21 protein-coding genes and 1 pseudogene are annotated in these 25,857 nt (G+C 70.4%); 4 read left to right on the top strand and 18 right to left on the bottom strand.

Translation table 11 applies throughout. The features are described 5' to 3' along the window. Positions 1-363: 363 nt before the first annotated feature. Positions 364-3,498, top strand: a complete 3,135-nt coding sequence (locus ACZ5CR_RS05100; RefSeq protein WP_468853663.1) for a discoidin domain-containing protein — start codon at positions 364-366, stop codon at positions 3,496-3,498. A 207-nt stretch (positions 3,499-3,705) separates the two neighbouring features. Here the strand turns inward: ACZ5CR_RS05100 and ACZ5CR_RS05095 are convergent, their stop codons facing one another. The 8 genes and pseudogenes from ACZ5CR_RS05095 to ACZ5CR_RS05060 form a co-directional block, all read right to left on the bottom strand. Beyond that, the gene (locus tag ACZ5CR_RS05095; protein ID WP_468853661.1) at positions 3,706-4,416 is read right to left on the bottom strand and encodes a HEAT repeat domain-containing protein; all 711 of its coding nucleotides are present in this window, start codon (positions 4,414-4,416) and stop codon (positions 3,706-3,708) included. A 107-nt stretch (positions 4,417-4,523) separates the two neighbouring features. Further along, on the bottom strand, positions 4,524-4,958 hold the full coding sequence (locus ACZ5CR_RS05090) for an ester cyclase (RefSeq protein ID WP_468853660.1): 435 nt from the start codon (positions 4,956-4,958) through the stop codon (positions 4,524-4,526). 45 nt (positions 4,959-5,003) lie between these two features. Further along, the gene (locus ACZ5CR_RS05085) at positions 5,004-5,633 is read right to left on the bottom strand and encodes a TetR/AcrR family transcriptional regulator (RefSeq protein ID WP_468853658.1); all 630 of its coding nucleotides are present in this window, start codon (positions 5,631-5,633) and stop codon (positions 5,004-5,006) included. Between the two features lie 80 nt (positions 5,634-5,713). Then, complete coding sequence (locus tag ACZ5CR_RS05080) at positions 5,714-7,342, bottom strand: DHA2 family efflux MFS transporter permease subunit (protein ID WP_468853655.1); 1,629 nt, start codon at positions 7,340-7,342, stop codon at positions 5,714-5,716. 117 nt (positions 7,343-7,459) lie between these two features. Continuing rightward, complete coding sequence (locus tag ACZ5CR_RS05075) at positions 7,460-8,803, bottom strand: salicylate synthase (RefSeq protein ID WP_468853653.1); 1,344 nt, start codon at positions 8,801-8,803, stop codon at positions 7,460-7,462. Between the two features lie 58 nt (positions 8,804-8,861). Next, positions 8,862-9,401, bottom strand: coding sequence for an AMP-binding enzyme (locus ACZ5CR_RS05070; protein WP_468853650.1), 540 nt, complete (start codon positions 9,399-9,401; stop codon positions 8,862-8,864). 621 nt (positions 9,402-10,022) lie between these two features. Then, a pseudogene (locus ACZ5CR_RS05065) lies at positions 10,023-10,358 on the bottom strand (helix-turn-helix domain-containing protein); the annotation flags it as partial. 7 nt (positions 10,359-10,365) lie between these two features. Then, the gene (locus ACZ5CR_RS05060; RefSeq protein ID WP_468853648.1) at positions 10,366-11,052 is read right to left on the bottom strand and encodes an HAD family hydrolase; all 687 of its coding nucleotides are present in this window, start codon (positions 11,050-11,052) and stop codon (positions 10,366-10,368) included. A gap of 305 nt (positions 11,053-11,357) precedes the next feature. On the opposite strand from ACZ5CR_RS05060, the gene ACZ5CR_RS05055 reads away from it, so the two are divergent. Continuing rightward, entirely contained in the window at positions 11,358-12,944 is a 1,587-nt protein-coding gene (locus ACZ5CR_RS05055) for an APC family permease (protein ID WP_468853900.1), read from the top strand. 80 nt (positions 12,945-13,024) lie between these two features. Here the strand turns inward: ACZ5CR_RS05055 and ACZ5CR_RS05050 are convergent, their stop codons facing one another. The 7 genes from ACZ5CR_RS05050 to ACZ5CR_RS05020 form a co-directional block, all read right to left on the bottom strand. Further along, positions 13,025-17,185, bottom strand: a complete 4,161-nt coding sequence (locus ACZ5CR_RS05050; RefSeq protein WP_468853645.1) for a hypothetical protein — start codon at positions 17,183-17,185, stop codon at positions 13,025-13,027. Positions 17,186-17,500: 315 nt separating this feature from the next. Further along, a complete protein-coding gene (locus ACZ5CR_RS05045) occupies positions 17,501-18,244 on the bottom strand; it encodes an SDR family oxidoreductase (RefSeq protein ID WP_468853643.1) in 744 nt (247 codons plus the stop codon). A gap of 25 nt (positions 18,245-18,269) precedes the next feature. Beyond that, positions 18,270-19,379 carry an NADH:flavin oxidoreductase/NADH oxidase gene (locus tag ACZ5CR_RS05040; protein WP_468853642.1) on the bottom strand — a complete coding sequence of 370 codons (1,110 nt, stop codon included), beginning with the start codon at positions 19,377-19,379 and terminating at the stop codon, positions 18,270-18,272. A 291-nt stretch (positions 19,380-19,670) separates the two neighbouring features. Beyond that, a complete protein-coding gene (locus ACZ5CR_RS05035; protein WP_468853641.1) occupies positions 19,671-19,796 on the bottom strand; it encodes a hypothetical protein in 126 nt (41 codons plus the stop codon). A gap of 216 nt (positions 19,797-20,012) precedes the next feature. Continuing rightward, positions 20,013-20,414, bottom strand: coding sequence for a RidA family protein (locus ACZ5CR_RS05030; RefSeq protein ID WP_468853640.1), 402 nt, complete (start codon positions 20,412-20,414; stop codon positions 20,013-20,015). A gap of 46 nt (positions 20,415-20,460) precedes the next feature. Beyond that, a complete protein-coding gene (locus tag ACZ5CR_RS05025; RefSeq protein WP_468853637.1) occupies positions 20,461-21,114 on the bottom strand; it encodes an NAD(P)H-binding protein in 654 nt (217 codons plus the stop codon). Between the two features lie 62 nt (positions 21,115-21,176). After that, positions 21,177-21,608 (bottom strand): VOC family protein, encoded by a 432-nt coding sequence (locus ACZ5CR_RS05020; protein WP_468853634.1) that lies wholly within the window; start codon positions 21,606-21,608, stop codon positions 21,177-21,179. A 128-nt stretch (positions 21,609-21,736) separates the two neighbouring features. Here ACZ5CR_RS05020 and ACZ5CR_RS05015 point away from each other — a divergent pair, with 128 nt between their 5' ends. After that, the gene (locus tag ACZ5CR_RS05015; RefSeq protein WP_468853633.1) at positions 21,737-22,399 is read left to right on the top strand and encodes a GntR family transcriptional regulator; all 663 of its coding nucleotides are present in this window, start codon (positions 21,737-21,739) and stop codon (positions 22,397-22,399) included. A 79-nt stretch (positions 22,400-22,478) separates the two neighbouring features. Here ACZ5CR_RS05015 and ACZ5CR_RS05010 read toward each other — a convergent pair whose 3' ends face one another. The 3 genes from ACZ5CR_RS05010 to rraA form a co-directional block, all read right to left on the bottom strand. After that, positions 22,479-23,093, bottom strand: a complete 615-nt coding sequence (locus ACZ5CR_RS05010; protein WP_468853632.1) for a TetR/AcrR family transcriptional regulator — start codon at positions 23,091-23,093, stop codon at positions 22,479-22,481. After that, entirely contained in the window at positions 23,093-23,941 is an 849-nt protein-coding gene (locus ACZ5CR_RS05005) for an oxidoreductase (RefSeq protein WP_468853631.1), read from the bottom strand. The genes ACZ5CR_RS05010 and ACZ5CR_RS05005 overlap by 1 nt, the downstream gene beginning before the upstream one ends. Before the next feature lie 272 nt (positions 23,942-24,213). Then, on the bottom strand, positions 24,214-24,696 hold the full coding sequence (gene rraA, locus ACZ5CR_RS05000; RefSeq protein ID WP_468853628.1) for a ribonuclease E activity regulator RraA: 483 nt from the start codon (positions 24,694-24,696) through the stop codon (positions 24,214-24,216). Positions 24,697-24,891: 195 nt separating this feature from the next. On the opposite strand from rraA, the gene ACZ5CR_RS04995 reads away from it, so the two are divergent. After that, positions 24,892-25,770, top strand: coding sequence for a GntR family transcriptional regulator (locus tag ACZ5CR_RS04995; protein WP_468853626.1), 879 nt, complete (start codon positions 24,892-24,894; stop codon positions 25,768-25,770). Positions 25,771-25,857: the final 87 nt, after the last annotated feature.

The raw sequence follows: 25,857 nt of genomic DNA, 5'->3' as shown, positions 1-25,857 counted from the left end.
CTCGCACCAGCTCCCGCCCGGGTCGGGTGTCTCGGCGTGTGCGGCTCGACGCAACGCAGGCGCGAGGCGCGCCCGTCGGCCGTCACCCGTCAGCCGTCAGCCGTCAGCCGTCAGCCGTCAGCCGTCAGCCGTCAGCCGTCAGCGGTCAGCGGTCAACGGTCAACGGTGCGACAGGCTATAGCAAGCGCTTTCTGACTGCGAAACCTAAGCCTTGTTCGACGGGTCGGCCAACAAGTCGGCACGGCCCAATTCGCGGCACCTCACCGCGAGACGCAATCCGTCGCATAACCCTTGACGTGCCCACGGTGTACCCACAGAATGACCGCTCTCTGACAACGTTGTCTACGGGAAGGTCGCACCGCGATGCCGCAGCAAGCCTGGAATCTCACACGTCGTCGAGCCCTGCAGATGCTCGGCGCTTCCGGTGCCGTGGCGGCCTTCCCGCTCTCCCTCGGTTCCGGGCAGGCCGCAGCCTCAGCGGGCCCGGAACCGGACGCGCCGGAACCGGACGCGATCGCGAAGACGTACTACCGTGTCCTGCTGGCTCACACCCGCTGGTCCGAGACCCAATGGGACGCAGTCCAAGGCCACTACACCAACAAGGACTTCGGCTTCGCGGTCGTGCTCGGCAACGCCGTGCTACTGACCCGCGGCCCGTACGATGCCGAGCGCGCCGGAGTCGACAGGGGCACCCTGCGCACCCGTACGCTCGCCACCCTGAAGCACTTCGCGGCCTCCAACCGGCTGACGGGCGGCACCCAGTGGGGCCGCAAGCTGTTCTTCGACACCACCTTCCAGTCGTACTTCATCCTGGCGGCACATCTGCTCTGGGACGATCTCGACGATGCGACGCGACGTGACATCGATGCCATCGTCCGCGAACAGGCGCATTACACAGCGGAGTTGGGGACGAAAGACGATCCCGACTCCGGCGGCTGGACTCCGCACGGGCTCACCGGCGGTTTCAAGGGCGACACCAAACTGGAAGAGATGGGCATCTACGCCCAGGCGCTCGCGCCCGCACTGGCCTGGGCGAGCGACGATCAGCGGTACGAGACGTGGCGCACCGCCTTCGGCCGGTGGAGCCGCAACGAAGCGGGGCTACCTGCCGCCGATCTCGCCAACCCGGCCCGGGTGGACGGGGTTTCCGTCAGCGCGAACACCGCGCAGAACCTGTACGACACCTTCATCGTCGAGAACCACGGATCGTTCGGCCCGCACTACCAGGAGGAACTCTGGCGCACCTCCGGACGCAATGCCGCCCACTTCCTCGCCTCGGGCAAGGCCCTGCCCGAGGTGCTCACCGCCCAGCCCAACGCCGCTCCGCTGTGGCGCACGCTGCTCGGCGTGATGAGCGACGCGGGCGAGCCCTTGATGCCGATGGTCGCCGACCGCGAGCACCTCTACGGCCGCGACATCATCCCTCTCGCCTTCCTGGCCCAGGTCGTCGGCGATCGCGCCGCGGCAGCCTGCGAACGCGCCCTCGCCGAACGCCTCGAGGGATATCAGAAGTACCCACCGGAATACCGCATCGCGAAGTTCTCGGGCGAACCCAAGTACGAACCGGAGGCCCGCGCCGAACTGGCCATCAGCTACCTCCTGCACGAGTGGCGCGCCCGCTCGGGACAGACACCCGTGCGGTCCCTGTCCCAGGCCGAGCTCTTCGAGCAGGCGAGCGGTGTCAGAGACCACGGCACGGGCCCGGGCCTGGTCTCCCACCAGTCTCCCGGTGCATGGGCGGGCACCGTCAGTAAGCCCGACTTCGTGAAGTTCGCCTGGCAACCGGCCCACGACGACTGGCTGTTCGCGCTCAGCGGTACGACACCGATGTTCCTGCCGAGCACCCGGGCGAAGGTCGCCGAGCGGACAGTGGTCGCCTACACACGCCTGCGGGACGGCTTCGACGGGAGCGCGAGCCTCCTGACGCTGGACCACGGGCACGCGGGATTCACCACACTGCCATCGGGCGCGGTCGTGTACGCGACGTCCGGCACGGCGGCCGGTGAGGGCCACCTGGAGGTGCGCAACCTGTCCATGCCCGGCATCCCGGGACTGGACGGCAGCCGTACCTATCGGGCCGCCGAGGGAAGCACCACCGTCAAGGCCAAGGCCGAGGGCCAGTCGTCCGCCGGGCCACGAACCGACGAACTCACCTTTACGCGCGGTCAGTTCCGACATGTGCGGATGCTGGGCGTGCGGCCCGACCCCTCGTACGGATACTCGCTGTACGCCTTCGAGATACGCGACGGCTCCTCGGGCGACGACCTGGCACGCACCGGTGAGGCGACGGCGTCCGCCTCCTCCTTCGATCCGGGCAAGGGGGCTCCGCTCACGATCGACGGCGATGGTTCGACCCGCTGGGCCGTCTCGCGCGCTGACCGTCCACGGGCGGACAGCTGGATCAGCGTCGACCTCGGGTCATCCCGGTCCGTGGACCGGGTGACTTTGCGCTGGGAGGCCGCGGCGGGCCGCGCCTACCGGCTCCAGGGATCGGCCGACGAGGAACGGTGGACCGACCTGGCCGTCTGGCCGCGGCCGGACCTCACCAGCCGCGGTCAGTGGCTGGACATCGACGGTCGGGCCGGTCTCGTCGTACGCGGTGGCGCCCATCCGATCTCGGTGTACGGCGACACCGTCGTCCTCTCCGACGGACCTGCCGAGAGCCTGCTGATCGAAGGGCTCCCGGGCGCGACGCCGACAGAACTGCGTGCTGCGGCAGCCCGCGAGACGCCCTCGGCGGACTCCGCGGAGGTCAAGGCCGCACTCACCGAGCACCACCTGAGCCTCTTCAACCTCTCCTCGGCTCCGGTGACCACCACAGTGCAGATCCCTCGCACGTCCTCCGAAGAAGTCCGTCTCTACGAGGGCGTGCAGACCCTCACCGAGTCCGGCACGGCCTACCGGGTCGAATTGCCTTCCGCGTCAGCCGTGTTGGCTCCACCGCGCATCGTCCTGTCCGCGAGGCACATCCCCGTCGGTCTGCGTGCCGAGGTCGTCGACGGCAGCACCGTCCGGCTGAGCGGACCGCCCTGCCGCGTCACCGTCACGGCGCAGGGCAAGAAGGTCGGCGCCACGGTCCGCGCGGGCCGCACGACCACGGTCACTGTGCCCCGGGCCACGGCATACCCCCTCCCGGACCTGGCACTCGGCCGCACCACCTTCCCCACCGCGCCGCTGCCGCCCGGCATGACGGACCCGCAGGCCGCCGTCGACGGCGACGAGGCAACAGCATGGACCACCGGCCCCGACGGCCGCATGGTCGTCGACCTGGGCACCGAGCAGCACATCAGCGAGATCCGCACCCGGTGGCGAGGCAGTCGCATCCCTGCCTCACAAGTGGAGTTCAGCCTGGACGGCCGTACCTACGAGAACGCGGCACGGCTGTCGGCGCGCGGAGTCCTGCGCACCGACCGCACGGCGCGTTACGTAGCGCTCCGGGTCACCGCCACGACTTCAGGACCCGCCGCCCTGACCACCTTTGCCGTCACCTCGGGATGACGCGTCCACCACACCGGCAGCACCGCGCTCGCTGTCGGTGCTCTCGCATCTGGCTGGAGATGAAGGACGCTCGACTCCCGCGCGCAGACACGGTCTCCGTCGCAGACCGATGCAGAACGGCCGCACCCCCGACCCGGTCCCTCACCCACCGCCGCCGCCCGAGGGCGTCGCCCCCGGCCGTTCGCCGACGGCGGCGGGTTTCGGCCGTCAGCGATCCGCGGCTCCCGCAGCCTCGTCGGCAGTGGCGGCAGCGGCTCGCTGTGTGGCGGCTCGCTTCGCCTTCTCGGCGGCCGCTTCGAGAGCGGCCTGCCGGGTCTTCAGGAGCAGCTTGGTGGCACCGGCGTGCTCAGCCACCGCCGGGTCGGGGTCGGCCGCGGCCTTCTCCAGGGCGGGCTCGACCACCTCTCCGAGGTCGGCCAGGGCCCGGCTCAGACTCAGCCGCAGACTGCGGTTGCCTCGGCCGAGTTGCATGACCAGTTCGTCGGTCAGGTCCTTCTCCTCGCCTTCGGGCACGAGGGAGACCGCGACGCGCCACGCGGTCCGAGCGGTCTCGTCGTCGGCGTCGCGCAGCATGTCCCACGTGATCCAGTCCCACGCGCCCTTGTCGCCGATCTTGGAAAGCGTGTGCAACGCCTGACTGCGGGCCTGGGCGCTCTCGGAGTCGAGTTCCTGACGAATCCGGGGCAGGGTGATCTCCGGCGAGTAGCGCATCAGCGCCCAGGACAGTGTGTCTCGTACGAAGAGGTCCGGCTCGACCGCGCACCGCTCGACGAGCGCCTCCAGGAGTCCGGGGTCGGGGTTCGAGCCGACCGCCATGGCAGCGCGAAGCCGGACCGAGGGATCCCTGGCGCTCAGGGCGTCGGCCACGCGGGTGTCCTGCGGGGTTCCGTTCGTGTGGATCGGGACCACCTCCTGCATCTAGGGAGAAACCTTGTCAATGTGGCTGGGTCGAGCCCCTGACCGGCGGTTCGGAAGATCGTCCGGTCGGGGGCTCGGCCCAGACCTCCTACGGGGCCCGGCCTCGGTCAGATGCCGGGCAGCAGCCCGAACTGGCCGAGCACGCCGGCCAAGTCCCAGTAGAGGGACTCCTCCTGGATGCGGCCGTCCTGCGAGAACCGGTACACGGTTGCTCCTTGCATCGTGAAGGGCTTGCCCTTCGCCGACGCGGCGAGTTGCTCGGGCAGCCCGTCCAGTACGCCCTCCAGCGTGCCCGACATGGTCCACTCGCAGACCCCTGACCGGTCGTCCACGAAGACGGTCCGTACCTCCATCCGGGTCTCGGGGATCGCTGCCAGCCAGGAGCGCACTCCGGCCTCCAGTTCGGCCCGCCCGTTCCAGACGGAGTCGAGGGGCACGTCCCGTGAGACGGCGTCGTCGGCATATGAGGCGAGCCAGCCGTCCGCGTCCGCCTCGTTGATCGCGGCAAGGCAGACACGGACGAGCTGTTCGTTGGCGTGCATGGGCTGCTCCGGTGTCGGGACGGGACGCCCCGTTGGTATGGAGCGTCAGGATGAAGCGGGCGTCCGCAACATCGACGACAGCGTGCTGTCGAGGATGTCAGGGACGTCCTTGACCTTGAGGTGTCGTGCGTCGGCCTCGGCCGCCGCGGCGTGCAACAAGCTGTAGAAGGTGGTCACCAGCCAGGACAGCGGCAGGTCCGTACGGAACACGCCCTCCGCCTGCCCGCGGACCAGGACCCGCTCCACCCGCGCGAGGACCTTCTCGTGATGCCTGCGGCGCCGGGCCGGGGCGATGACGCCCTCGGACGCGGCGAGCAGGAACGCATGGCGCTCGAGGATGCGCCAGCCGGATCGGACGAGCCGGGAGAAGGCCTCGTCGGCAGGCCCCTCGTCGAGCACCTGGGTCTGCAGCGCCGCGTCCGCCTGCTCGACGGAGTGTTCGAGCACCGCGTCGAGCAGGTCCTCGCGGGACGGGAAGTGCGCGTACAGGGTGACCCGGCTCACCCCGGCCGCGCCCGCGACCGCGGACAGGCTGACCTTGGGGTCCTTGCGGAAGCAATCGAGCGCGGCGGCGACGATGGACGCGATGCTGCGCTCCGCGTCCGCGCGTCGGCGCGGCTCTCCTCCTGGGGTACGGCCACCGGGGCGGCGTACCTTCTCATGCGGCGTGGACATGATGCGAGCGTAGGTCACCCCCTCCGACGACGGCCCAGGTGTCGAGACATAGCTCTGCGGCGGGTCCCTTCCGCGCCCCGTCAGGCATGAACTTGCGGATCGGGCTTGGTGGCGGACGGAGCTTCGGACTGTTCCGGCAGCTGCGCGTGGCCCGCGTCGTCACCGGCCTTGCCCTTGGGGAACAGCAGCACAGAGACGACGATGCCGACGGCGGTGACGGCGGCACCGGTGAACATCGAGGGCGCCATCCCGGAGACGAAGGCGGACCGCGCCAGATCGGCGAACGCCTCCCCCGCCTCGCCCGGCAGCTCCCCGGCGACAGCGAGGGCGCCGCCGAGGGAGTCACCCGCGGCATCCTGGGCCGCGTCCGGGAGACCGGCGGCGGCACCGCTGTCCGTCAGTTCGCTGCGGTACGTGCCGGCCAGCAGGCTGCCGAGCACGGCCACACCGAGGGCCGACCCCAGTTGCACGGCCGCGCTGTTGGTGGCGGAGCCGACGCCGAGGTCGTCCTCGGAGAGGGACCCGACGATGGCGTCGCTCGTCGGGCCGATGATGAACCCTGCCCCGAAGCCGAGGAACAGCATCGCGGCCAGCGCACGACCGTAGCCGTCACCGTCGCCGGTGGTTGCGAGGATCAGCAGGGAGACCCCGGCGAACGCGAGGCCGGTGGCCGCCAGCCAGCGAGTTCCCACCTTCTGGCCGAGCAAGGACGCGAGCGGGGCGGCGATCAGGATGATCAGGGCGGTGGGTGCGATGCGCAGCCCGGTCTCCCCCGCGTCGTAGCCGAGTACGAACTGCAGGTACTGGACGATCACGAACAGCGCCCCGAGCAGGGAGAGCAGCCCGAGGAAGACCAGGATGTTCCCGACGGCCAGGCGCCGGTGGGCGAAGATCCCCAGCGGCAGCATCGGTTCCTTCGCGGTGCGCTCGCGTCCGAGGAAGGCGGTCAGGAGCAGCACCGCGACGGCGAAGCCGATCAGCACCGGCGCACTGGTCCAGCCCTTGGACGGGCCCTCGATGATCGCCCAGAGGAGGGTTCCGATACCCAGGACGGAGAGCAGGGCGCCCGGCAGGTCCAGTCGCCGGGCGATGGCCGCCCTGGAGTTGGGGACCATCTTGATCGCGGCAGCCAGCGCGAGGATGCCGATGGGTACGTTGATCAGGAATACGGAACCCCACCAGAACTGGCCGAGCAACCAGCCACCGACCAGCGGGCCCATGGCCAAGCCGACTCCGATCATCGCGGACCAGAGGCCGATCGCCTTCATCCGCTCCTTGGGGTCGGTGAAGACGACGCCGATGATGGAGAGCGTCGCGGGCATGATCAGGGCTTCGCCGACACCCATGACCCCGCGGGCGATCATGAGCTGGGTCGTGCTGCCGGAGAACGCGGCGACGGCGGAGGCACCGGAGAAGAGGACCAGGCCGGAGAGGAAGACCGGCTTGCGGCCGTAGCGGTCGGCGAGGCTGCCGGCGAAGAGCATCAGGCCGGCGGCCATGAGGCTGTAGATGTCGACCAACCACTGCAACTCGCTGGTGGATGCGCCGAGTTCACTGACGAGTGTGGGCAGGGCGACGTTCAGTACGGTGACGTCGAGCCCCACGATCAGCAGACTCAGGCACAGCACCACCAGAATCGGCCAGCGCAGAGGGTGACCGGCCGCTCCCGGCGGGATGCCGGTCGGAGGCGGGGGCGACGCTGCAGTCACGGCATGCTCCTTAACTTGAACACCACTGTTCAGCTTGAGAGTAGCGCGGAGCTCGGCACAAGTCGAACAGACCCGTAAAGGTTGAGTGGTCGTCGCGCCCGGGCCTCCGTGCGGCAGTCACCGTTCCTGGGCCCGCACGAGCGTGCGCGAGACGCTCCGCAGCTTCTCGCAGGTCTCCTCGAACTCCCGCTCCGGCAGCGACTGGTCGACGATGCCGGCCCCCGCTCGCAGCCAGGTCCGCCCGTGCTGCAGGAAGACCGTGCGCAGCACGAGCGCAGCGTCGAGCGACCCGTCTCTGCCGACCGTGAGCACCGCCCCGCTGTAGAGCCCGCGCGCCCCCTGCTCCAGGCTGCGGATGGTCCGGTACGCGGCCTGCTTGGGTACGCCCGACGCGGTGACCGCGGGGAAGACGGCGGCCAGCGCCGGCCACGGGCCGCGGTCCCCGTACGGCAGCTCACCGCTCACCCGGGAAGCGATGTGCTGGACGCTGCCGCGCTCCTTCACGGTCATGAACTCCTCGGCCCGCACCGAGCCCTCGCGGCACACCTGCACCATCTCCTCCCATGCGACCTGGACGGATATCGCGTGCTCGTAGATCTCCTTGGCGTCCGTGAGGAGTTCCGCGCGCCGTGCCGCGTCCTCGCCGGCGTCCCCGCTGAGCGCCCGGGTGCCCGCAAGCGGCTGGGTGGACACGTGGCCGCCCGCCGACACCTCCACGACGGTCTCCGGGCTGAATCCCGCGGCCTCCATGCCCCCGAGGTCGAACAGGAAGGATCTGGCGGGCGAGTTGACCGAGCGCCCGGTCAGATAGGTCTGCGGAAGATCGAGGTCGCCGTCGACCGGGACGGCCCGGGACCGGATCACCTTCTGCAGTTCACCTTCGCGGATCGCGGCGACGGCGCGGGCAACGGACTCCCGGTACACGCTCTCGGCGGGTCCGGCGAGGTCGACCGGCAGCGGGGCGAAGTCTCCCTGCGCCGAGTCCGGGTCGGCGGTCGCCAGGAGGGTGGGAAGGGCACCCATGTCGCCCGCCCCGGAACACCGGAGCTCGGCCCCGTCCTCCGAGAGCCGGACCTCGGTCTCCGGGACCACCAGGTGGATCAGGGGCTCATCGCCGAGGTCCGCCGCATCGCCGGCCACCGCGTACGACAGCTCGAAGGTGCTCCACCCGTAGGCCCGCCACTCCGGACAGGGGAGCGAGGACAACATGCGGTGGACGTGCTCGAGCGGGTCCCCCTGCCACGCGGTCCGGGTGCGGGTTCCCTCGTGGTCGAGCGTCACGTGGGAGCGGTCCACGACCAGGCGGGCCCGCACCCCACCGGCGTACCACCAGGCCCCTTCGCGCTCGTAGACCATGTACTCGCTGTACAGACCCGCGCGAGCCAGGCGGACGGCGGCCTGGGCGGGGGTGCCGCTGAACGGGACACGGCTGGCTGTGGGTGACACGGCGACAATGGCCACGGGGGCCTCCTTCTGGGCGTACGGAGTTCGGTGTCGGGGTGGGACGGAGGGCGACCGGTCAGCCCTGACGGCCGGCGGCTTCAGCCGCGCGCTGGGCGAGGGCACGCTTGTCGAGCTTGCCGACAGCGGTGAAGGGCAGTGAGCCGACGATGTGGACCAGGTCCGGCTTCTTGTACGGGGCGAGGCCGCGTTCGTCGAGGAAGGAGTCGATCCCTCCGGGTCCGAACGGGTCCCCGTCCAACGGCAGTTCGCCCGCACCGGCACGCACCTCGTGCCGGGCGGCACCCTGCTCTCGGAGCACGATCCAGGCGCAGGTGCGTTCGCCGAGGTACTCGTCGGGAACCGGGACCACCGCGGCGTCGAGGACGGCGGGGTGGGCGCGCAGGTGCCCTTCGAGCTCGTCCGAGGACACCTTGTCACCACCGCGGTTGACCAGGTCCTTCTGCCGCCCCGCGACGACGACATCGCCGCCCGGCAGCACCCGGACCAGGTCGCCGGTGCGGTAGAAGCCGTCCTCGGTGAACGCCGTGCGGTTGTGCTCCTCGGCGCGGTAGTAGCCGCGCAGCGTGTAGGGGCCGCGCGTGAGGAGTTCACCCACCTCGCCGGGCCGGACGTCGCGGCCTTCCGCGTCGACGACGCGTATCTCGTCGTCCGGGCTGAGGGGGGCGGCCCTGGGTGGTGGCGACGCGTTCCGGGTCGTCGCCGGGACGGGTCAGGCACAGCAGCCCCTCGGCCATCCCGAAGACCTGCTGGAGTTCGCACCCCAGGGTGGACTGGACGCGTCGGGCCGTGTCCGGGTCCAGTCGGGCTCCCCCCCACCTGCAGCAGGGCCAGACTGCCGAGGTCCTCGGGGCTCCACTCGGCGGCCTGGGACCAGAGTGCGGCGGGTTTTCCACTCGAAGTACTTCGTCCAGCAGTACGACCTTGCAACTGCCTATTCGGTACAACAGGGCGGTCAGCGCCGCTGTTACGGCTGCGAAGAGGACTGCGTTTCGATGGCCCCCCCGGCCAGGGCGACCAGAAGAACGATGGCATAGGTCACCCACAGCAGCGCGATCGCCAGCCAGCTCAGTATCGGCCGCGAACGGCGGCGCAGTACACGCCGACCACACCGGGGCCGGGCCGGATCCTCTTTAGCCTTCAGCACCCTTTCCCAGCCAAGGCGCCTAGGACCCGGACCTGTTTGTGTGAGCGCTCGTGCTCCTGTTTCCACTCGGCCGACCAAGGTGCCGTCCACGATGAGCACGGTGCCTTTCGCGAAGCGGCGCCGAGGCCGCAGTGCCAACAGCGGCCCGAGGTGATCGATAACGCGGTCGACCGCTGACTTCGAGATGCCGAACAGCGGGGCGAGCTGGCGCTTCGTCAAGTTCGTGCGCCAGTACGCCGTGACCAGCAGTGTTCGGTCGTTCAGCGTCAGGCCCCATGGTCGACCCCGGTGGACCGTATCGACACCGGTGCGGCGCAGCACCGTCACCAGCGTTGGGAACTGGCGCGGGCTCAGCCCGGTGAACGGGGCTGTCCAAGACGACTCCGACGCCGTGATCACACCGGCCATAGCAAGGTCATTCCACTCGCGTTGAGCCCTCCGAATGGTGAGGGTGGGCTCCGGACGTGAAGGCGAGAATGTCGAGGACCGCTGCACGCAGGTCCCCGAAGTGCCGGTGCACGCCTTCGACCGCGACGGGAGTGTTGACCCCCCACACCGTCATGCCGGCATGCAGCCCGGACTGCACCCCGGAGGGGGCGTCCTCGATCACCAGACAGTCCTCCGGCTCTGCACCGAGCCGCTTGGCGGCCAGCAGATACGGGACGGGTGAGGGCTTGCCTTCCTCAACGGAAGCGGCATCCACGACGACGTCCGGCACTGGCAAGCCAGTCCGGGCGAAACGTCCGTGCACCCGGTGCTCGTAATTCGACGTTACCAACGCCCACGCCCCGGGCGGCAAAGCGCCGAGCAGCTCGGCTGCACCATCGAAGGCCGCATACACGCCAGACCGCACATCCTCGTCCTCCAATTCGTGCAGCGCGGCCAGGCACTCCCGCGGATCACGGTCCGGAAGAACCTGCGTGAAGGTCTCCATCGGCCTCGTCCGCAGCGCCACTTGGTAGACCTCATCGGGGTCCAGTCCGTATCGATCCGCCCACACGCGCCAAACCCGGCGCTGGTTGTCCACGGCATCGATCAACGTGCCATCGACATCAAACAGGACGTACTTCTTGGTCCCGGGCGGAGCAGGTTCACCGATCACGCCTCGATCATGCCATCAAGCCCCCGAGCAGGCAGTAGAGGTAGCGACCACAGTCGGTGGGCGAGAGCGACAGCGGTTACGGCGGCGCAGTCTGACGCGATGACCTGCGACCTCGGCCGTATGCAATGCCGGCCCATGGGCGCCTCTCGCTCAACGGAACGGTCCGGCGTGACGGCAGCTTGCGTACGCGGCCTGTCCCGGCGGCGCGGGGCGGACCGTGCTTCGACAATCGCGACGTGCCGCGTGGCACGCTGGCCCCTCGCGAATCCGTGATCGTCGAGGAGGTTTGCCACGTGGCGCAGCAAATGCCGGCGGAGACTGCCGGTGCCCCGGACGTCCGCGCCGAGGAGAGCCGGCTGCGCAAGGACCTGGGGTTCTGGGCTCTGACCGCGATCGGCTTCTCCAACATCCTCGGCTCGGGCTGGCTGTTCGCCGCCATGTACGCCGCCCAGACCGCTGGGCCCGCCGCGCTGCTCTCCTGGGTCGCGGCCGGACTGCTCTGCGCGCTGGTGGCCCTGGTCATGGTCGAACTCGGCGCCACCAGGCCGGAAGGCGGTGGAACGGTCCGCTGGCCGCTGTACGCGAACGGCCGGCTGGTCGGCACGGTCGTGGGCTGGTCCGTCATGCTCTCCGTGGGCGGCACCGCGGCCGAGATCAGCGCGATCATGCAGTACGCCGACCACTACGTGCCCGGGCTCTACCACGGCGGCAGCCTCACCGTGTCGGGCCTCGGCGTCGCCGCCGCACTGAGCGTGCTGCTCACCGCGCTGAACTGGTTCGCGGTGCGGATGTTCGCACGCGTCAACAACCTGGTGTCGGTGTTCAAGGTCGTCGTCCCGGTGCTCACGGTGGTCGCCCTGTTCCTCTCCGGCACCCACTCGGGCCGCCTCACGGACCACGGCGGGTTCGCCCCGTACGGATACGCGGCCTGCCTCACCGCACTCGCCGGCGGCGGCATCGTGTACTCCGTGAACGGGTTCCAGGCCCCTCTGGACTTCTCCGGAGAAGCCCGCAATCCGCGCCGCAACGTACCCGCCGCCGTCCTCACCGGCATCGGCCTCGCGGTGCTTGTCTACCTCGGGCTCCAACTGGCCTACCTCTACACGGTGCCTGACTCACTGCTCGCGCACGGCTGGCAGGGGGTCAACTTCGAGTCACCGTTCGGTCAGCTCGCCCTCGTCCTCAACCTGCACTGGCTTGCCACACTGCTCTACGCCGACGCGGTGGTGTCCCCCGGCGGCTCCGCCTACGTGGGCGTCGCGATCGACGCCCGCCACACCTACGCCCTCTCGAAGAACGGCCTGCTGCCCCGCTTCTTCATGCGCATCGATCCCCGCTCCGGCATCGCACGCCGCGCCCTGGTCCTCAACCTCGCGGTCATCATGCTCTTCATGCTGCCGTTCGGCGGCTGGCAGGACATCGTGAGCGTGATGGGAGACATGTATCTGATCATCTACGCCGCCTCGGCGGTGGCCGTGGCCTCCTTCCGAGCCCACGACCGGGAGCGTGGCGTGCCTCTGGCGGACGGCCACATGCCGGGGGTGCGCTGGATCGCACCGGTCAGTTTCGCCGTGGCGACCGAGTTCGTCTACTGGTCGGGCTGGGACGACCTGCGGCTCGCCCTGCCTCTCGTCCTTGCCGGTGTCCCGCTGTTCCTGCTGCAACGACGCAGAACGGCGGGCAGCCCCCCGGCCGAGGAACTGCGCCAGGGCGCCTGGCTCGTGTTCCACCTGGCGGCGCTTGCCCTGTTGTCGTGGCTCGGCACTTTCGGCGGCTCCGGACATCTGCCGGCGCCGTACGACTCGGTCGCGGTGGGCGTCGTCGCCTTCGCCGTCTTCGGGTGGGCGGTGCGTTCGGGCGCCGCCCACCTCCGCACGAACCCCGCTCACTGAGCGGGGACCGTACCGGCGTTCATGCGTCCGGCCCTGCCCGACACACTCCCCCACTCCCAACCGCCACACCGAACGATTGATCAGCCGCGGCGCGGCTTCGGCTGTGCCTGTTCCGCCCAGGCTCGGGCGAACCGTTCGTGAACAGGGATCGGGATGGCGACCGCCGCGGGGTCGTCCGTCGGGGCGGGCGGCGCGGGGCGGGGGGCCTTCGCGGCAGTGAGCTCCTTGCGGACGGCGCGGTGGTGATCCAGGGTCCAGGTGTTCCAGCGGCGGACGGTGCGGTCGGCCGGGCGGTCGAGGGCGTGCAGTTGGAGGTGGAGGGCCGCCCCGTCGCGGCCTACGCCGAGGGCCGCCGCGGCCTGTTCCACCAGGGCCGGGACGCTGAACAGCGGGTTGGTCTCGTACTGGCCCGGCGGGACCGGGGTGACGGCGGACCGGTCCGCCAGTCGGCGCAGGGCGGTGAGGAGTTCGGCGGGGGCGTCCGTGAGCCGGTCGATGAGGGCGCGGGCGCCTGCCGCGGCCGGGTCGCCGACGGGGCGTTCGGTGAGCGCCCAGGCGACGGTGGTTGCGGCGGCCCGCACCCCGTCGGCGTCCAAGGACTCCGGGGCGCGGCCGGTGAGCAGGGCAGTGGCCCAGGTCTCGGCCTCGGGAAGACCGCGGTCTGCGGACAGGGCGGCCGCGTGGCTGCCGTCGTCGGCGTACGGGCCGGTGTCAAGAAGCCCGGCCCAGGCGGCGGCCATCCGGTCCGCGGCGGCGGTCATACCGCCGGGTGCCCACAGTTCGGCCGGGTCCGCGGGCACGGCTGCCGCGAGCACGGTGCGCCGGCCGGCCGGGCCGAGCCGCGCCCGGAACTCCTCGTACGCCCAGACGGTGTTCCGGTCCGCCTTGTACGGCTTGGTGCGGAGCAGCTTGCGGTGCTCGTCGTAGTCGTCTCTGCCGGGGAACCCGTCGAGGACCAGGGCGGCGATCGGGCGCGGGACTCCGGTGCGCCAGCGGAACAGGTCCACCGCCTCCTCGGGCATCGGCAGCGGGCCGTGCTCGGCGAGCTGGGCCAGCAGGCGCGGCAGTCGGATGGTGTCGTCGCCGGTGATGGTGTGGGTCTCGCACTCCTCGGCGTCGGCGGGCGCCGGGTCGACGGCGCGGTGGAGGAAGGAGGCCAGGCCGCTGCGGGCCGGGCCGGAGGCAACCAGGGCGCCACCCGCGCGGAGTTCGGCGATCCGCTGCTCGGGGGCGCGGCCGACCCGCCATGCGCTGTCGGCCTCGGCGAACGGCTGTCGGCTCCATACATCGAGCAGGGCGGTGAGGGCCTGCCGTTCCTTGTCGGGGGTGGCGGCAGTGGTGGCACGCCAGGCGACTGCGTCGATCCGGCCGGTCAGCACCGCCCACTCGGGCGGGGTGGCGGGCAGGGCGAGGACCCGGACCTCGTCCTCGATCTCGCCGCGCAGGTGCCGGCCGTCGGCGGCGACCGACGTGAGGAGCGCGGGCTGCGGCTGCGGCGGATGCGCCTCGAAGGCCCGCAGTTGGGGCAGCAGGCCGCGCAGGGCGGGGGTGAGGAGCGTGTCGGGTGCCGGGTCGGGCAGGTCGACGACCGGCCCCGACCGCATGATGGCGACCCGGCGGGACAGTTCCCTGCGGCGCCGCAGTACGTCGGCGGCGAGCCGGGCGGCGCGGTCGACGCCGGCTCGGACCCGCAGATCGGTCACGCCTGGCAGGAGGTGGGGCGCGTCGTCGCCGCTCCCGGTGCCGGGGTGCAGTAGCCGGCGGATGTCGGTGTCGGTGACGGCCCGCAGGGCTATGGAGGATGCCTCGTCACGGGGGACGAGGAAGTGCCAGTAGGCGGGCGGCGGCATCGGCCCGGCCTGCTCGCCGAGGGTGGCGCGCACCGGGGAGCGGTCACGGCTGCCGGGGAAGCCCCGGACCTGCCAGAGCAGGGAGTTGTCCTCGGCGGCGTGGCTGCGGATGGTGATCCCGCCGGTCACGACGGCGTCCTCCCCGCCGAGCGGCAGGGCGAGGATGCCCCAGGGGCGGCGACCCCAGGTGCGGCTGCGGTAGGAGGCGGTGCGGCCGTCGATGGTTTCCAGCACGAATTCGCGGGGCGATGGCCCGCCGTACGGCGTGCGGTAGTGGACCCGGCAGCCGGTGAGCCGCCCGTCCTGGCCCAGCGGAGAGGGCGGGGCGCCCGGCGGAAGCGCGGCGAGGATCCGGTGGTCGGGGAAGGGCTCGGTTCCGGGCGGGGTTTCGGCGGGGCGGTGGAATGCGGGCAGGGTGTGGTCGTCGGTGGGGGTGCCCGTGTCCGGGTCGAGGCGGGCCCAGCCAGTCCTGCGTTCCCCGAACACCTCGGAGCTCCAGAGAGCCTGGCCGTCGTACATCTGGTAGTCGCGGTGGCCGATGCCCTCGTGGCCGCCGGCGCGCAGGACGCGTTCGCCGTCGAAGCGCCCACCGCCGTCAGGGGTTTCGAACTGATAGCCGAGGCCACCCTGGATGCTGCCGCCGTAGGGAGCCAGTCCGAACGTCTGCTCCGGTTCGAAGGTCTCGCCGGGCCGGTCGGACCAGTAGGCGCTTCGCGGCCGCCACTCGTCCTTGGCCTCATCCCACGCCACGAGGAACTGGCCGCCCACCCAGTGCACGGTGTGGGAACGGGAGGCGTCGGGCAGCTCCAGGGTGTGATCGCCGCGCCGTCCTGCGTGGTCGACCGCGATGGCGCGCGCCTCCCCGTACACGGTGAGCACCGGCCAGGTGCAGGTGACGTGCACGGTCTCGTCCGGCCCGAACTCGGCCAGGGCCTGCTCCAGGGCGGGCCAGCCCAGCTCCTCGGGCAGTCCGGCGCGCAGGGTGCGGGCCAGCGGGCCGGTGAGGTCGAGGGCGTCGAGGGCTTCCTCGATGCCGTCCAGGGCGATGGCGGTGGGCCGGTCGAGGAGGTCGCGCAGTTCGTCGACGGCTTCGTCGGCGGCGGCGAGGCCACCGCCGCGCAGGGCGTCGAGCAGCTTCTCGAAGCGGGCGTGCACCTCGGCGGCAATGCCCGGGTTCTGCGGGAGTCGGCTGATGGCGGTGCCGGTGCGGGGCCCGGCGGCGGCACCGAGGCCGGAGCGGGGCCCGGCGTGCACGGTGCCCTCAAGGCGGGGTCCGAACACCGGGTCGGCGGCGAGCGCCTTGAGGTCCCGCCGCGAGCACTCGTCCCAGAACTGCAGGGGGATGGCGGCGCCAGGGTCCTCTACGGGGATGCCCTCGGCGAGGCAGAGGTCGAGCAGGTCCGCGTCCAGGTGCGGCCACTGGTAGCGGTCCTCGTGCAGCCGGACCGGGGTGCCGGCCGCCCGCAGCAACGGTGCGAACCGGCTTACCAGGTCGAGGAGTTCGGTCGGCATGGACTGGCTGGTCACCCCGCCGCCGGCGACACGGCGGTGCGAGTAGCCGGCACAGTAGCGGCGCAGCCAGTCGCCGAGGCCGCCCTCGGGGGCGATCCGGCCTGCCGCCGCGGCGTCGGCGGCGCCACAGCTGATGAGCAGCCGCAGCCAGGCAGCCGCGTCGTTCTTCGACTCGGGGAACAGGTCAAGAAGCCCGGTGGCCTGATCGTCCGTCGGCGGATGCGCGGTGAACGGTCCGGCGGCGTCGTCGAGCAGCCGGTCGGGTACGGCCTTGCCTCGGGCCGCGGACAGCAGCCCGCCCAGTACCCGGGCCTCCTCCTCGGTGCCGAGGCCGGCGACGCGGGCCGAGTCGCGGACCCGGCGGGCCAGGTCGGCGGGGAGCTCGCCGGGCGACACCGCCCAGGTGGCCAACAGACGGGCGAACTCGCGGTGGGCGTCGCCGGGTTCAAGGATTCCGGCCAGCCAGCCTCGGTGACCACTGAGTTCGGTGGCGGGCAGGGCGCCGAACCGGGCGAACAGCAGCACATTCGCCCGCCGCCAGTCGGAATCGACGTGCAGCCGGTGATCGCGTTCGGCGGCGCGCGCCTGGCCGTAGGCGCGGGCGGCCGAGCGGCGGTGCGTCTCCAACAGCCAGTGACCGATGGTGTCCCAGAACCAGGGCAGATGGGCCGTCGGCAGACCTCGGGCCAGCCTCTCCATGTCGTCCACGAACCGGCCGGGCTTCTCCCAGGCCCGCCCCCGCTTCCGGTCGGCGTCGTCGAGCACGGCGCGCGCGGTGGACTCGGCTCCCGGCTCCCGGGTGCGCGCCCAGTCGGCGTAGGTCTCGGAGATGCGGTGGTTGGCCGGGAGCGGGACGGGAGTGTCGGTGTGGCTGGTCATGTCCTTGATCGTGCCAGCCGGGACTGACAGAGCGGGCGTGCACCCGGCTTTGAACGCGAGGTCCTCCGACCGGCTCTGCCCGCTCACAAGCGCGCAAGACCGGTCGTCACGCTGGGAAGCATCCCCTCCACCGCGGCGAGATGGACGCGCCCGGCCTTCCTTCACAGGTCACGTGCGGCGAACTCATGGGGCTCTCGTCGTGCCGGCGGCGCTCACCGAGCAGTAAGAGGAACTGGTCCAGAACATGGGCGGGCGACCGTGAGGCGGCCGCCCGCCGTCTTCTCTGCTTGTCATGCGAGGAAGGTGAGTCCCGTGTCACCAGTTCTGGCGGGTCGGGGAGATGATCAGGTCGTTGACGGTGACGTCGGCGGGCTGGTCGAGGGCGTAGACGACGGCGTCGGCGATGGCCTCGGGACTGATCGCGATGGCGTTGAGTTCCTGGGCGGCCTGGCGTCCGGCGGGGTCGGTGACCTTGTCGGCCCAGCCGGTGTCGATGACGCCGGGGCTGATCGTAGAGGCCTTGATGCCCTGGTGGACGCCGAGTTCCTTGCGCATCGACTCGGTCATGGCCTGCACGAAGAACTTCGTCGCGCTGTACACCCCGGCGCCGTCGCCGACCTGGTGGCCTGCCACCGAGTCCATGTTCAGGATGTGCCCGGACTGCTGGCGGAGCATCACGGGCAGGACGGCGTGGACACCGTTGAGGTAGCCGCGGATGTTCACGTCGATCATCCGGTTCCAGTCCTGAAGCGCCAGGTCCTTCCAGTACGAGAAGAGCATCAGGCCCGCGTTGTTGACGAGGACGTCGATGCGCCCGTAGGCGGCGACGGCGAAGTCGGCCAGCGCATGCATGTCCGCTGTATCGGCGACGTCGGTGAGGCGGGCGACGGCAGTGCCGCCGGCCTTTTCGATGTCGGCGACCAGTTGATCGAGCGCCTCCTGGCCGCGGGCGGCGGCGACGATTTTGGCGCCGCGGGCGGACAGGGCCTTGGCGCTGACGGCGCCGATGCCGGAAGAGGCGCCGGTGATGACGACGACCTTGCCTTCAAGGTGGTTCATGGGGACCTCTCAGGGAGAGGCGGGTTCAGTGCTTGCGGCGCTTGACGGCGTAGCCGTACTGGTCGGGCCAGCGGGGGGTGGCGCCGAGTGCGCGGGCTGCGTGCTGCGGCCAGTAGGGGTCGCGCAGCAGTTCGCGGCCGAGCAGGACGGCGTCGGCCTGCCCGGAGGTGATGATCTCCTCGGCCTGCTGCGGGTCGGTGATGATGCCGACGGCGGCGGTGGGGATGCCGGTGGCCTGGCGGGCCTGGGCGGCGAAGGGGACCTGGTAGCTCGGCCCGGCGACGATCTTGGCGTCGCGGACCATGCCGCCGGTGGACACGTCGAGCAGATCCACGCCGTGGGCGGTCAGTTCCTTGGCGAGGCGGACGGTGTCCTCGCCGGTCCAGCCCTCGCGGGTGTCCTCGGGGTTCTCGGTGAGCCAGTCGGTGGCCGAGGTGCGGAAGAAGACCGGCAGCTCGTCGGGCCACACGGCGCGGACGGCGTCGACGACCTCCAGGGCGAAGCGGATGCGGCCCTCGAAGCTGCCGCCGTAGGCGTCGGTGCGGTGGTTGGAGGCCGAGGAGAGGAAGGAGTTGATCAGGTAGCCGTGGGCGCCGTGCACCTCGACGACCTCGAAGCCGGCGGCCAGCGCGCGGCGGGCGGAGGCGGCGAAGTCAGCTACGAGCTGCTGGATCTCGTCCACGGTCAGTTCGTGCGGGACGGGCAGCCCGTCGTACGCGACCGCGCTCGGCGCGACGGGCTGCCAGCCACCCTCGGCCTCGGGTACGTACCGGTCGGACAGCCAGGGCTTGTCCACCGACGCCTTGCGGCCGGCGTGGGCGAGCTGGATGGCCGGGACGGCGCCGTGCGCCTTGATGGCCGCGGTGATCCGGGCGAACGCCTCCTGCTGGCGGTCGTTCCACAGGCCCAGGTCCCAGGGGCTGATCCGCCCGTCGGGGCGGACACCGGTGGCCTCGGCCATCACCAGGCCCGCACCACCGGCCGCACGCGAGGCCAGGTGGGCGAGGTGGAAGTCGGTCGGCGCGCCGGTCTCCGGCCCATCGGGGGCGGCGGAGTACATGCACATCGGCGACATCCACACCCGGTTGGGTATCTGGAGGGAACGCAGCTTGAGGGGGGTGAACAAAGTACTCATGGATCTTCTCTTTCAGAGGGGCACCACTGGGCGGGATAAAGCCAGTGGCAGGGAGGGAAGGTGAGGAAACGCGGACGCTCAGCGCTCGGCGTGGGCCGCCACGGCGTCTGCGATGAGCGGCGTGCTGCCGCCGATGACCCGACAGTCCGGCCGTCCGGACACGGCTCGTCGAGCAGCGTCAGCAGGACGGCGGTGACGACGTCGGCCCGGGAGATGGGTCCCGTCCCGGTTTGCTCGGCGAGCGTCACCCGGCCGGTGCCGGGGCGTCGTTGAGCAGGCCGGGGCGGACGATCATTGCCTTGCCTGGAGCGCGGTCCGGGACCGGATCGCGTTCTCCACGGCGAGTTTGGCCCGCAGATAGGTGCGGAAGACCGGGTCGAGGCTGCCGTCGTCGACGGCCCGCAGATCGGCGCCCACGGCGGACAGGAGCAGATAGCGTCCGACACCGGGCGACCTCGTCGCTGGTGGCCTTCTCCAGATCCACGACCCGGGCCTGGGACCCGGCCTTCTCCAGGTCCCCGGCGTGGGCCGAGTTGAGGATGAGGCCGGTGACCGCATCGCCGCGCCGGGACAGGAGCTGTTCCAGGATCAGGGCGATCTTGCCGTGCCCTCCGGCGGTGACGACCTTCATGATCAGGTCGGCAGGCGGGTGTCGAGGACGAAGCTGACCTCGATGAGCTGGCCCGGGAAGAACAGCGAGGCGACGCCGATGGTGGAACTGGTGGGGCGGTGGTCGCCGAAGTAGGCCAGGTTCGCCGCGGCCATCGCCATGTTGTGCTTGGGCAGGTCCACGATGAACTGGGTCTCGGAGACGACCTGGTTGCGGGTGGCGCCGTAGTGGGCGAGCACCTTCTCGAAATTGGCGTAGGACTGCTGAAGCTGGGCGTCGAAGTCGTCGGCGTAGAGGAAGTTGCCCTCCTCGTCGTGGGAGAGCTGACCGGAGACGTAGATCGTGTCGCCGACCTTGATGGCCTGGGCGAACCCGAACTCCTTCTCACCGGAGACGTCGTGGCTGTAGGAATCGATGGCGGTCATGGCGCTTTTCCCTGCTGATAGTGCTGTTACTGGGAGGGGTAAGAGGTCAGGCGGCCGCGAGGCGATTGACGGCGTCGGCGACGGGGGTGTCACCGGAGGTGAGCTCGACGATCACGCGGCTGAGGGCAGGTGTGTGCAGGGCGGCGTCGGCGAACGCGGCGACGTCGTCGCGGTGCACGTCGCCGTACTCGATGGCAGGACCGGCGGTGACACGGCCGGTGCCGGGGGTGTCCAGGAGGGTTCCGGGACGGACGATCAGCCAGTCGAGGCCCGTGCGCGTCAGATAGACGTCGGCGGTCTTCTTGACCTTGATGTAGTGCTCGAAGCCCTCGCTGCGTTCCCCGTCGCGCAGCGCGTCGGGGAACACCGAGACGAGAACGAACCGTGGCACCCCGGCGAGCGCGGCCGCGTCGGCGGCCTTCTCCAGACCACGGCCGTCGATGAGCGTTGTCTTGTCCATCCCGGTGCCGTGCGCGCCGGCCGAGAAGACCACGGCGTCATGGCCGCGCATCTTGTCGGCCAGGTCGTCGACCGAGTCGGCGATGAGATCACCGATCACCGGAGTTCCGCCGGCCGCCCGCACGGTCTCGCCCTGAGCGGGCCCGCGGTGCATGCCGGTCACGAAGTCCCCGTGACCGGTGAGGAGTTGGGTGAGACGGCGGCCGACTCCTCCGGCGGCGCCGATCTGGAACACCTTCATGAGCTCGTCCCGTCTTTCCGTGTGTGGGTGTGTGTGGGGGGGGTGGTCGTGTCGGCCGCCGGTCAGACGGCGAACACCTGGGAGTCGTCGGCGAACGCCTTGAACTCCAGCGCGTTGCCGGCCGGGTCGAGGAGGAACATCGTCCACTGCTCGCCCTTCTGGCCCTCGAAGCGCACGTACGGCTCGATGACGAAGTCGGTGCTCGCCGCACGCAACCGCTCCGCGAGCTGCTGGAAGGCCGGGATCGTGAGGATCAGGCCGAAGTGCGGCACCGGAACGTCGTGGCCGTCGACCGGGTTGTGTATGCGCTGCGCGCGCTCCGGCGCGAGGTGCGTGACGAACTGGTGGCCGTGCAGATCCCAGTCCACCCATGTGTCCGCGCTTCGGCCCGGTTCCAGGCCCAGGACATTGCCGTAGAAGCGGCGTGCGGCAGCCAGGTCGTCGACCGGCACGGCCAGGTGAAACCGGGGGATCGGGGAGTCGAGAACCGTCATGGCACTGCCTTCCTGTCGGGGATGGAACGGGCTGAGGCGGGACTCCCGCCCAGTTGTCCTAATGTTTACATCAAGACAACATCAGGATGTTAACATTAGGGCATTGCCTGAGGAGGTGCAATTCAGACATGAGTGATCAGGGCAAGGTGGCCCCGGCTCGCCGCCGCGGCCTGGCCGACGAGGTCGCGGACCGCATCCGCGAGGCCATCTTCAGCGGGGCCTACGCACCCGGCGAGCAGCTGCGCGAGGTGGAGCTGTCCAGCGAGATGGACGTCAGCCGCGGCCCGGTGCGCGAAGCGCTGCGGCTCCTTGAGCGTGAGGGCCTGGTGCATTGCGCCTGGCACCGGGGTACGACGGTGACGACACTGTCCGCCGACGACGTGGCCGAGCTCGACAGCCTGCGCGGCGCCCTGGAGGACCTCGCCGTCCGCCAAGTGATCGCCCACGCCTCGGACGAGAGCCTCGCGTCCCTCGCGAAGACGGCCGGCATGATGGAGCGCGCCGCGGATGCGCACGAGATGGTGCGCCTGGACATCGCCTTCCACGACGCGGTGTTCGCCGCCGCCGGCCACCAGCGCCTCGCCGACGCCTGGGACGGCATACGGTGCCAGGTCCACCTGTTCCTGTTGACCCGGATCAATCGGAGCACCGCCGGCTACCTCGACTGCATCCCACGCGAGCACCACGAACTCGTCGCCGCACTGCGTGCCCGCGACACCGGCACCGCTCTCGACCGCTTCGCCGCGCACCGCCGCCACGCCGTTGACGTGGTCGCTGGAACCACGGCCTGAGTGTCGCCGAACGATCGCATGACGACTGGCGCCGCGGGCGTCCGATCAACCGCGCCTCACCGCGTCCATGGCAGACACCTCAGGTGATCAGACCGGCACTGGTCAGCCAGATGTGTTCGCATGTCGCCGACGCCTCTTGGAGCTTCTCGCGGGATTCCTGTGAAGCGTGGTAGAAGGTCCGCTCGATCATCCAGCACAGGGCGCGTGCCATCGCCGAGGCCTGGTCCGATGCGGCGCCGGCCTGGATGCCAGCGCGTTCCAGGACAGCGGTGATGGCCGCGATGAACAGGTCAGCGGTGTGCTTCCACAGCTCACCGATCTCCGGCACGGTCAACGACAGGTCGATCGCCGTGCGCATGACCAGGCCGTGCTCATTCCACAGCTCGACCGTGCGCTGCATGGCCGCCGCGATGGCCTGACGCGGCTCGTCCGTCTGCGCGGTGGCCCGTGACCGCTCCCACAGATGCTCGACGGTCCGGGCCACGAGTGCCGTGACCACTTCCTGCTTGGAGCCGAAGTAGAAGTACAGGGCACCACGTGTGATACCGGCGCCCAGGGCTATGTCGCCGATGGTCATGGCGTCGTAGCCCTTGTGCTCCAGCAAGGCTTCGCAGGTGTCGAGGATGGCCCGCTCCCGGACATCCCCCTTGCGCTCGGTGGCGCGACGGCCGCGCGCGGAATGGTGGGCGGACATCAGAGCTGAGCGCCCTCGACGAAGTCGGTCGTACGGGAGAGCGCCTCCCACGCGCGGATGTCCTCGTCCACGGCCGTGCGTGCGGCGGTGACCAGCCGCAGCGCGTCCGAGCCCAGAACGAGGTGGGCCGGCGGCTGCTCGACCGTCGTGATGTGTACGACCGCTTCCCCCGCCTTGGCCGGATTGCCCAGCTGGTTCCCGCTGGCCTTCTGACGCGCTTCGCGGATGGGGGTGAACAACTCGTCGTAGTCGTCGACGGTCTGCGCGGCACGCGTCATGGACCGTCCGGCCCAGTCGGTGCGGAAGGAGCCGGGCTCGATCGCCGTCACATGGATTCCGAACTGCGCGACTTCCTTGCCCAGCGCCTCCAGGATGCCCTCCAGGGCGAACTTGCTGCCGCAGTAGGCGGACATGCCGGGCACGGCCATCAGCCCGCCCATGGAGGTGACAGCCATCAGGTGTCCGCGGCGGCGTCGGCGCATGTGGGGCAGCGCCGCCTGAAGGGTGGCCACTGCCCCGAACACGTTGACCTCGAACTGCCGCCGCACCTCGGCCAGCGGGGATTCCTCGAAGGTCCCCTCCAGGCCGTAGCCCGCGTTGGCGACAACCACGTCCAGAGGGCCGACGCTTCGCTCGACCTCCGCGACCACATCGGAGACGGCATCATCGTCCGTCACGTCGAGGAGACGGCCGTGAGCATGCCCGGGCCTGAGCTTTTCGAAGGCCCGCAGATCCTTCTCAGAACGGACGGTGCCGACGACGGTGTGCCCGGCAGCCAGGGCGGCCTGGGCGAAAGCGCGCCCCAGGCCCGTGCTGACGCCGCTGATGAGCCAGTTCCGCTTCTCCATTGTTCCTCCAGAGAGGTCTCACGAGGAGCCCGGCGCCCCCTTCAGAAAAAGTCTACACCGTGTCGATTTTTATCGTCATGACGTCGATTCATCGTCATGACGTCGATTCTGCGCAGGCGCGCAAGGTGCGCAGACGCGCAGGGTGCGGCGAGGCTGTGCCTGCATCGCCTCCAGGCCGGTCAGCAAGTGGTGCCGACCATCCCGCTCGGATCCCACCTCACGGCATGGCGCGCACCAGCAAGCACGATCAGGCGATGAGACACCGTCCGCCCTCAGGGACGCGGCAGAAGGACCACCCCGTCGCCGTCGGCGTGCAGGATGTCGCCGGGAGTGAACGTCACTCCGCCGAACGTCACCGGCACGTCCACCGCTCCGGCCCCCGCCTTCGCGCTTCGGCGCGGATTGGTGCCGAGGGCCCGGACTCCGAGTTCGGCGACGGCCAGGGCGGCGGTGTCGCGGACGGCCCCGTGCACCACGACACCCGCCCAGCCGTTGGACAGGGCGCGGGCGGCCATGCGGTCGCCGAACAAGGTGGTGTGCAGAGAGGCTCCGCCGTCGACGACCACGACACAGCCCTGGCCGGGGGTGTGCAGGAGTTCATGCAACAGGGCGTTGTCATCGCGGCACGCGATGGTCCGCACGCGACCGGCGAAGGAGAGCGCGGCTCCGTACGAGGTGAACTGCACCTCGCACACGCGAAGTCGATCGCCGTACTGGTCGGCGAGGTCGGCGGTGGGGACAGGCGTGGTCTGCATCAGTACCTCTCACTGGTGTCACTTTGGCGCGGCCCGGTCGCGGTACTGCGCCCTGCCGACACATCGAGAGTTTGTACTAGATCTACTCTCGATACAATCCTTCTCTCGTTGACTCACTGCCGCAGGATCCCGTGCCCGTACCGCGCCTCTTAAGATGAGGCGTCCCACGTCCCCGCCCGAAGAGCGCAGAGGTTGATGTCGCGGCCGAATCTGACAACCCCCATCGCCACTCGCCTCGTGGACCTGCTGCGCCGCAGCAACCTCGATGAGGGCGCCCACGTCACCGAACAGTGGACGGCGGACGAACTGGATGTCTCCCGCACCCCCGCCCGCAAGGCCATGCTCTTCCTCACGGAGGTCGGGATCCTGCGGCGCGAGCCCAATCGGGGTTTCTTTCTCGCCCGCAGCGCGGCCACGCTGACGCAGACCGACCTCGGCGAGAACGCGGACATCGAGCAGGACGCGTACTTCCGGATCGCCGACGACTACGTGGGCGGCCGGTTCACCGGTCCGTTCACCGCCGCCGACGTCGGCCGCACCTACGGACTCGCCCCCCGTCAGGCCGACCGGGTCCTTTCCCGGATGGAATCCGAGGACCTGGTGCGGCGCAGGCCCGGCGGTCGCGGCTGGGAGTTCCAACAGGTGCTCTCGACAGTCGAGGCACACGACCAGAGCTATCGCTTCCGCATGATCATCGAGCCGAACGCCCTGCTCGAGCCGGGCTTCACCGTCGATCCCGAAGTGGCGGCCCTGCACCGCAAGCAGCAGGAAGCACTCCTGCGCGGCGACATCCTGCTGCTCCCCCGGGCCGAGTTGTTCCACGTCAACGCCTCGTTCCACGAGATGCTCGTGGGCTTCTCGGGCAACCAGTTCCTGCTCGACGCCGCGCGCCGCCAGCACCGGCTTCGCCGCCTGATCGAGTACAGGCACCAGGTCGACCGCTCCCGCCTCGCAGGCCAGGCCAGGGAGCATCTGCAGATGCTGGACATGGTCGAAAGCGGCCAGATCGAGGAAGCGGCCGAGTTCCTGCGCCGCCACCTGGACAAGGTAAGGATCATCAAGACCGGTCGCTGACGGACCGGCCCCGGCGGACCCGCCCGCCGATCCGTACGCCCTCCAGAACCGTTCGCGGACGAGGGTAATACGCCACACCCCCGGCTC

Source organism: Streptomyces sp. NPDC031274, assembly GCF_055570235.1.
This window is presented reverse-complemented; position numbering and strand designations above follow the sequence as displayed.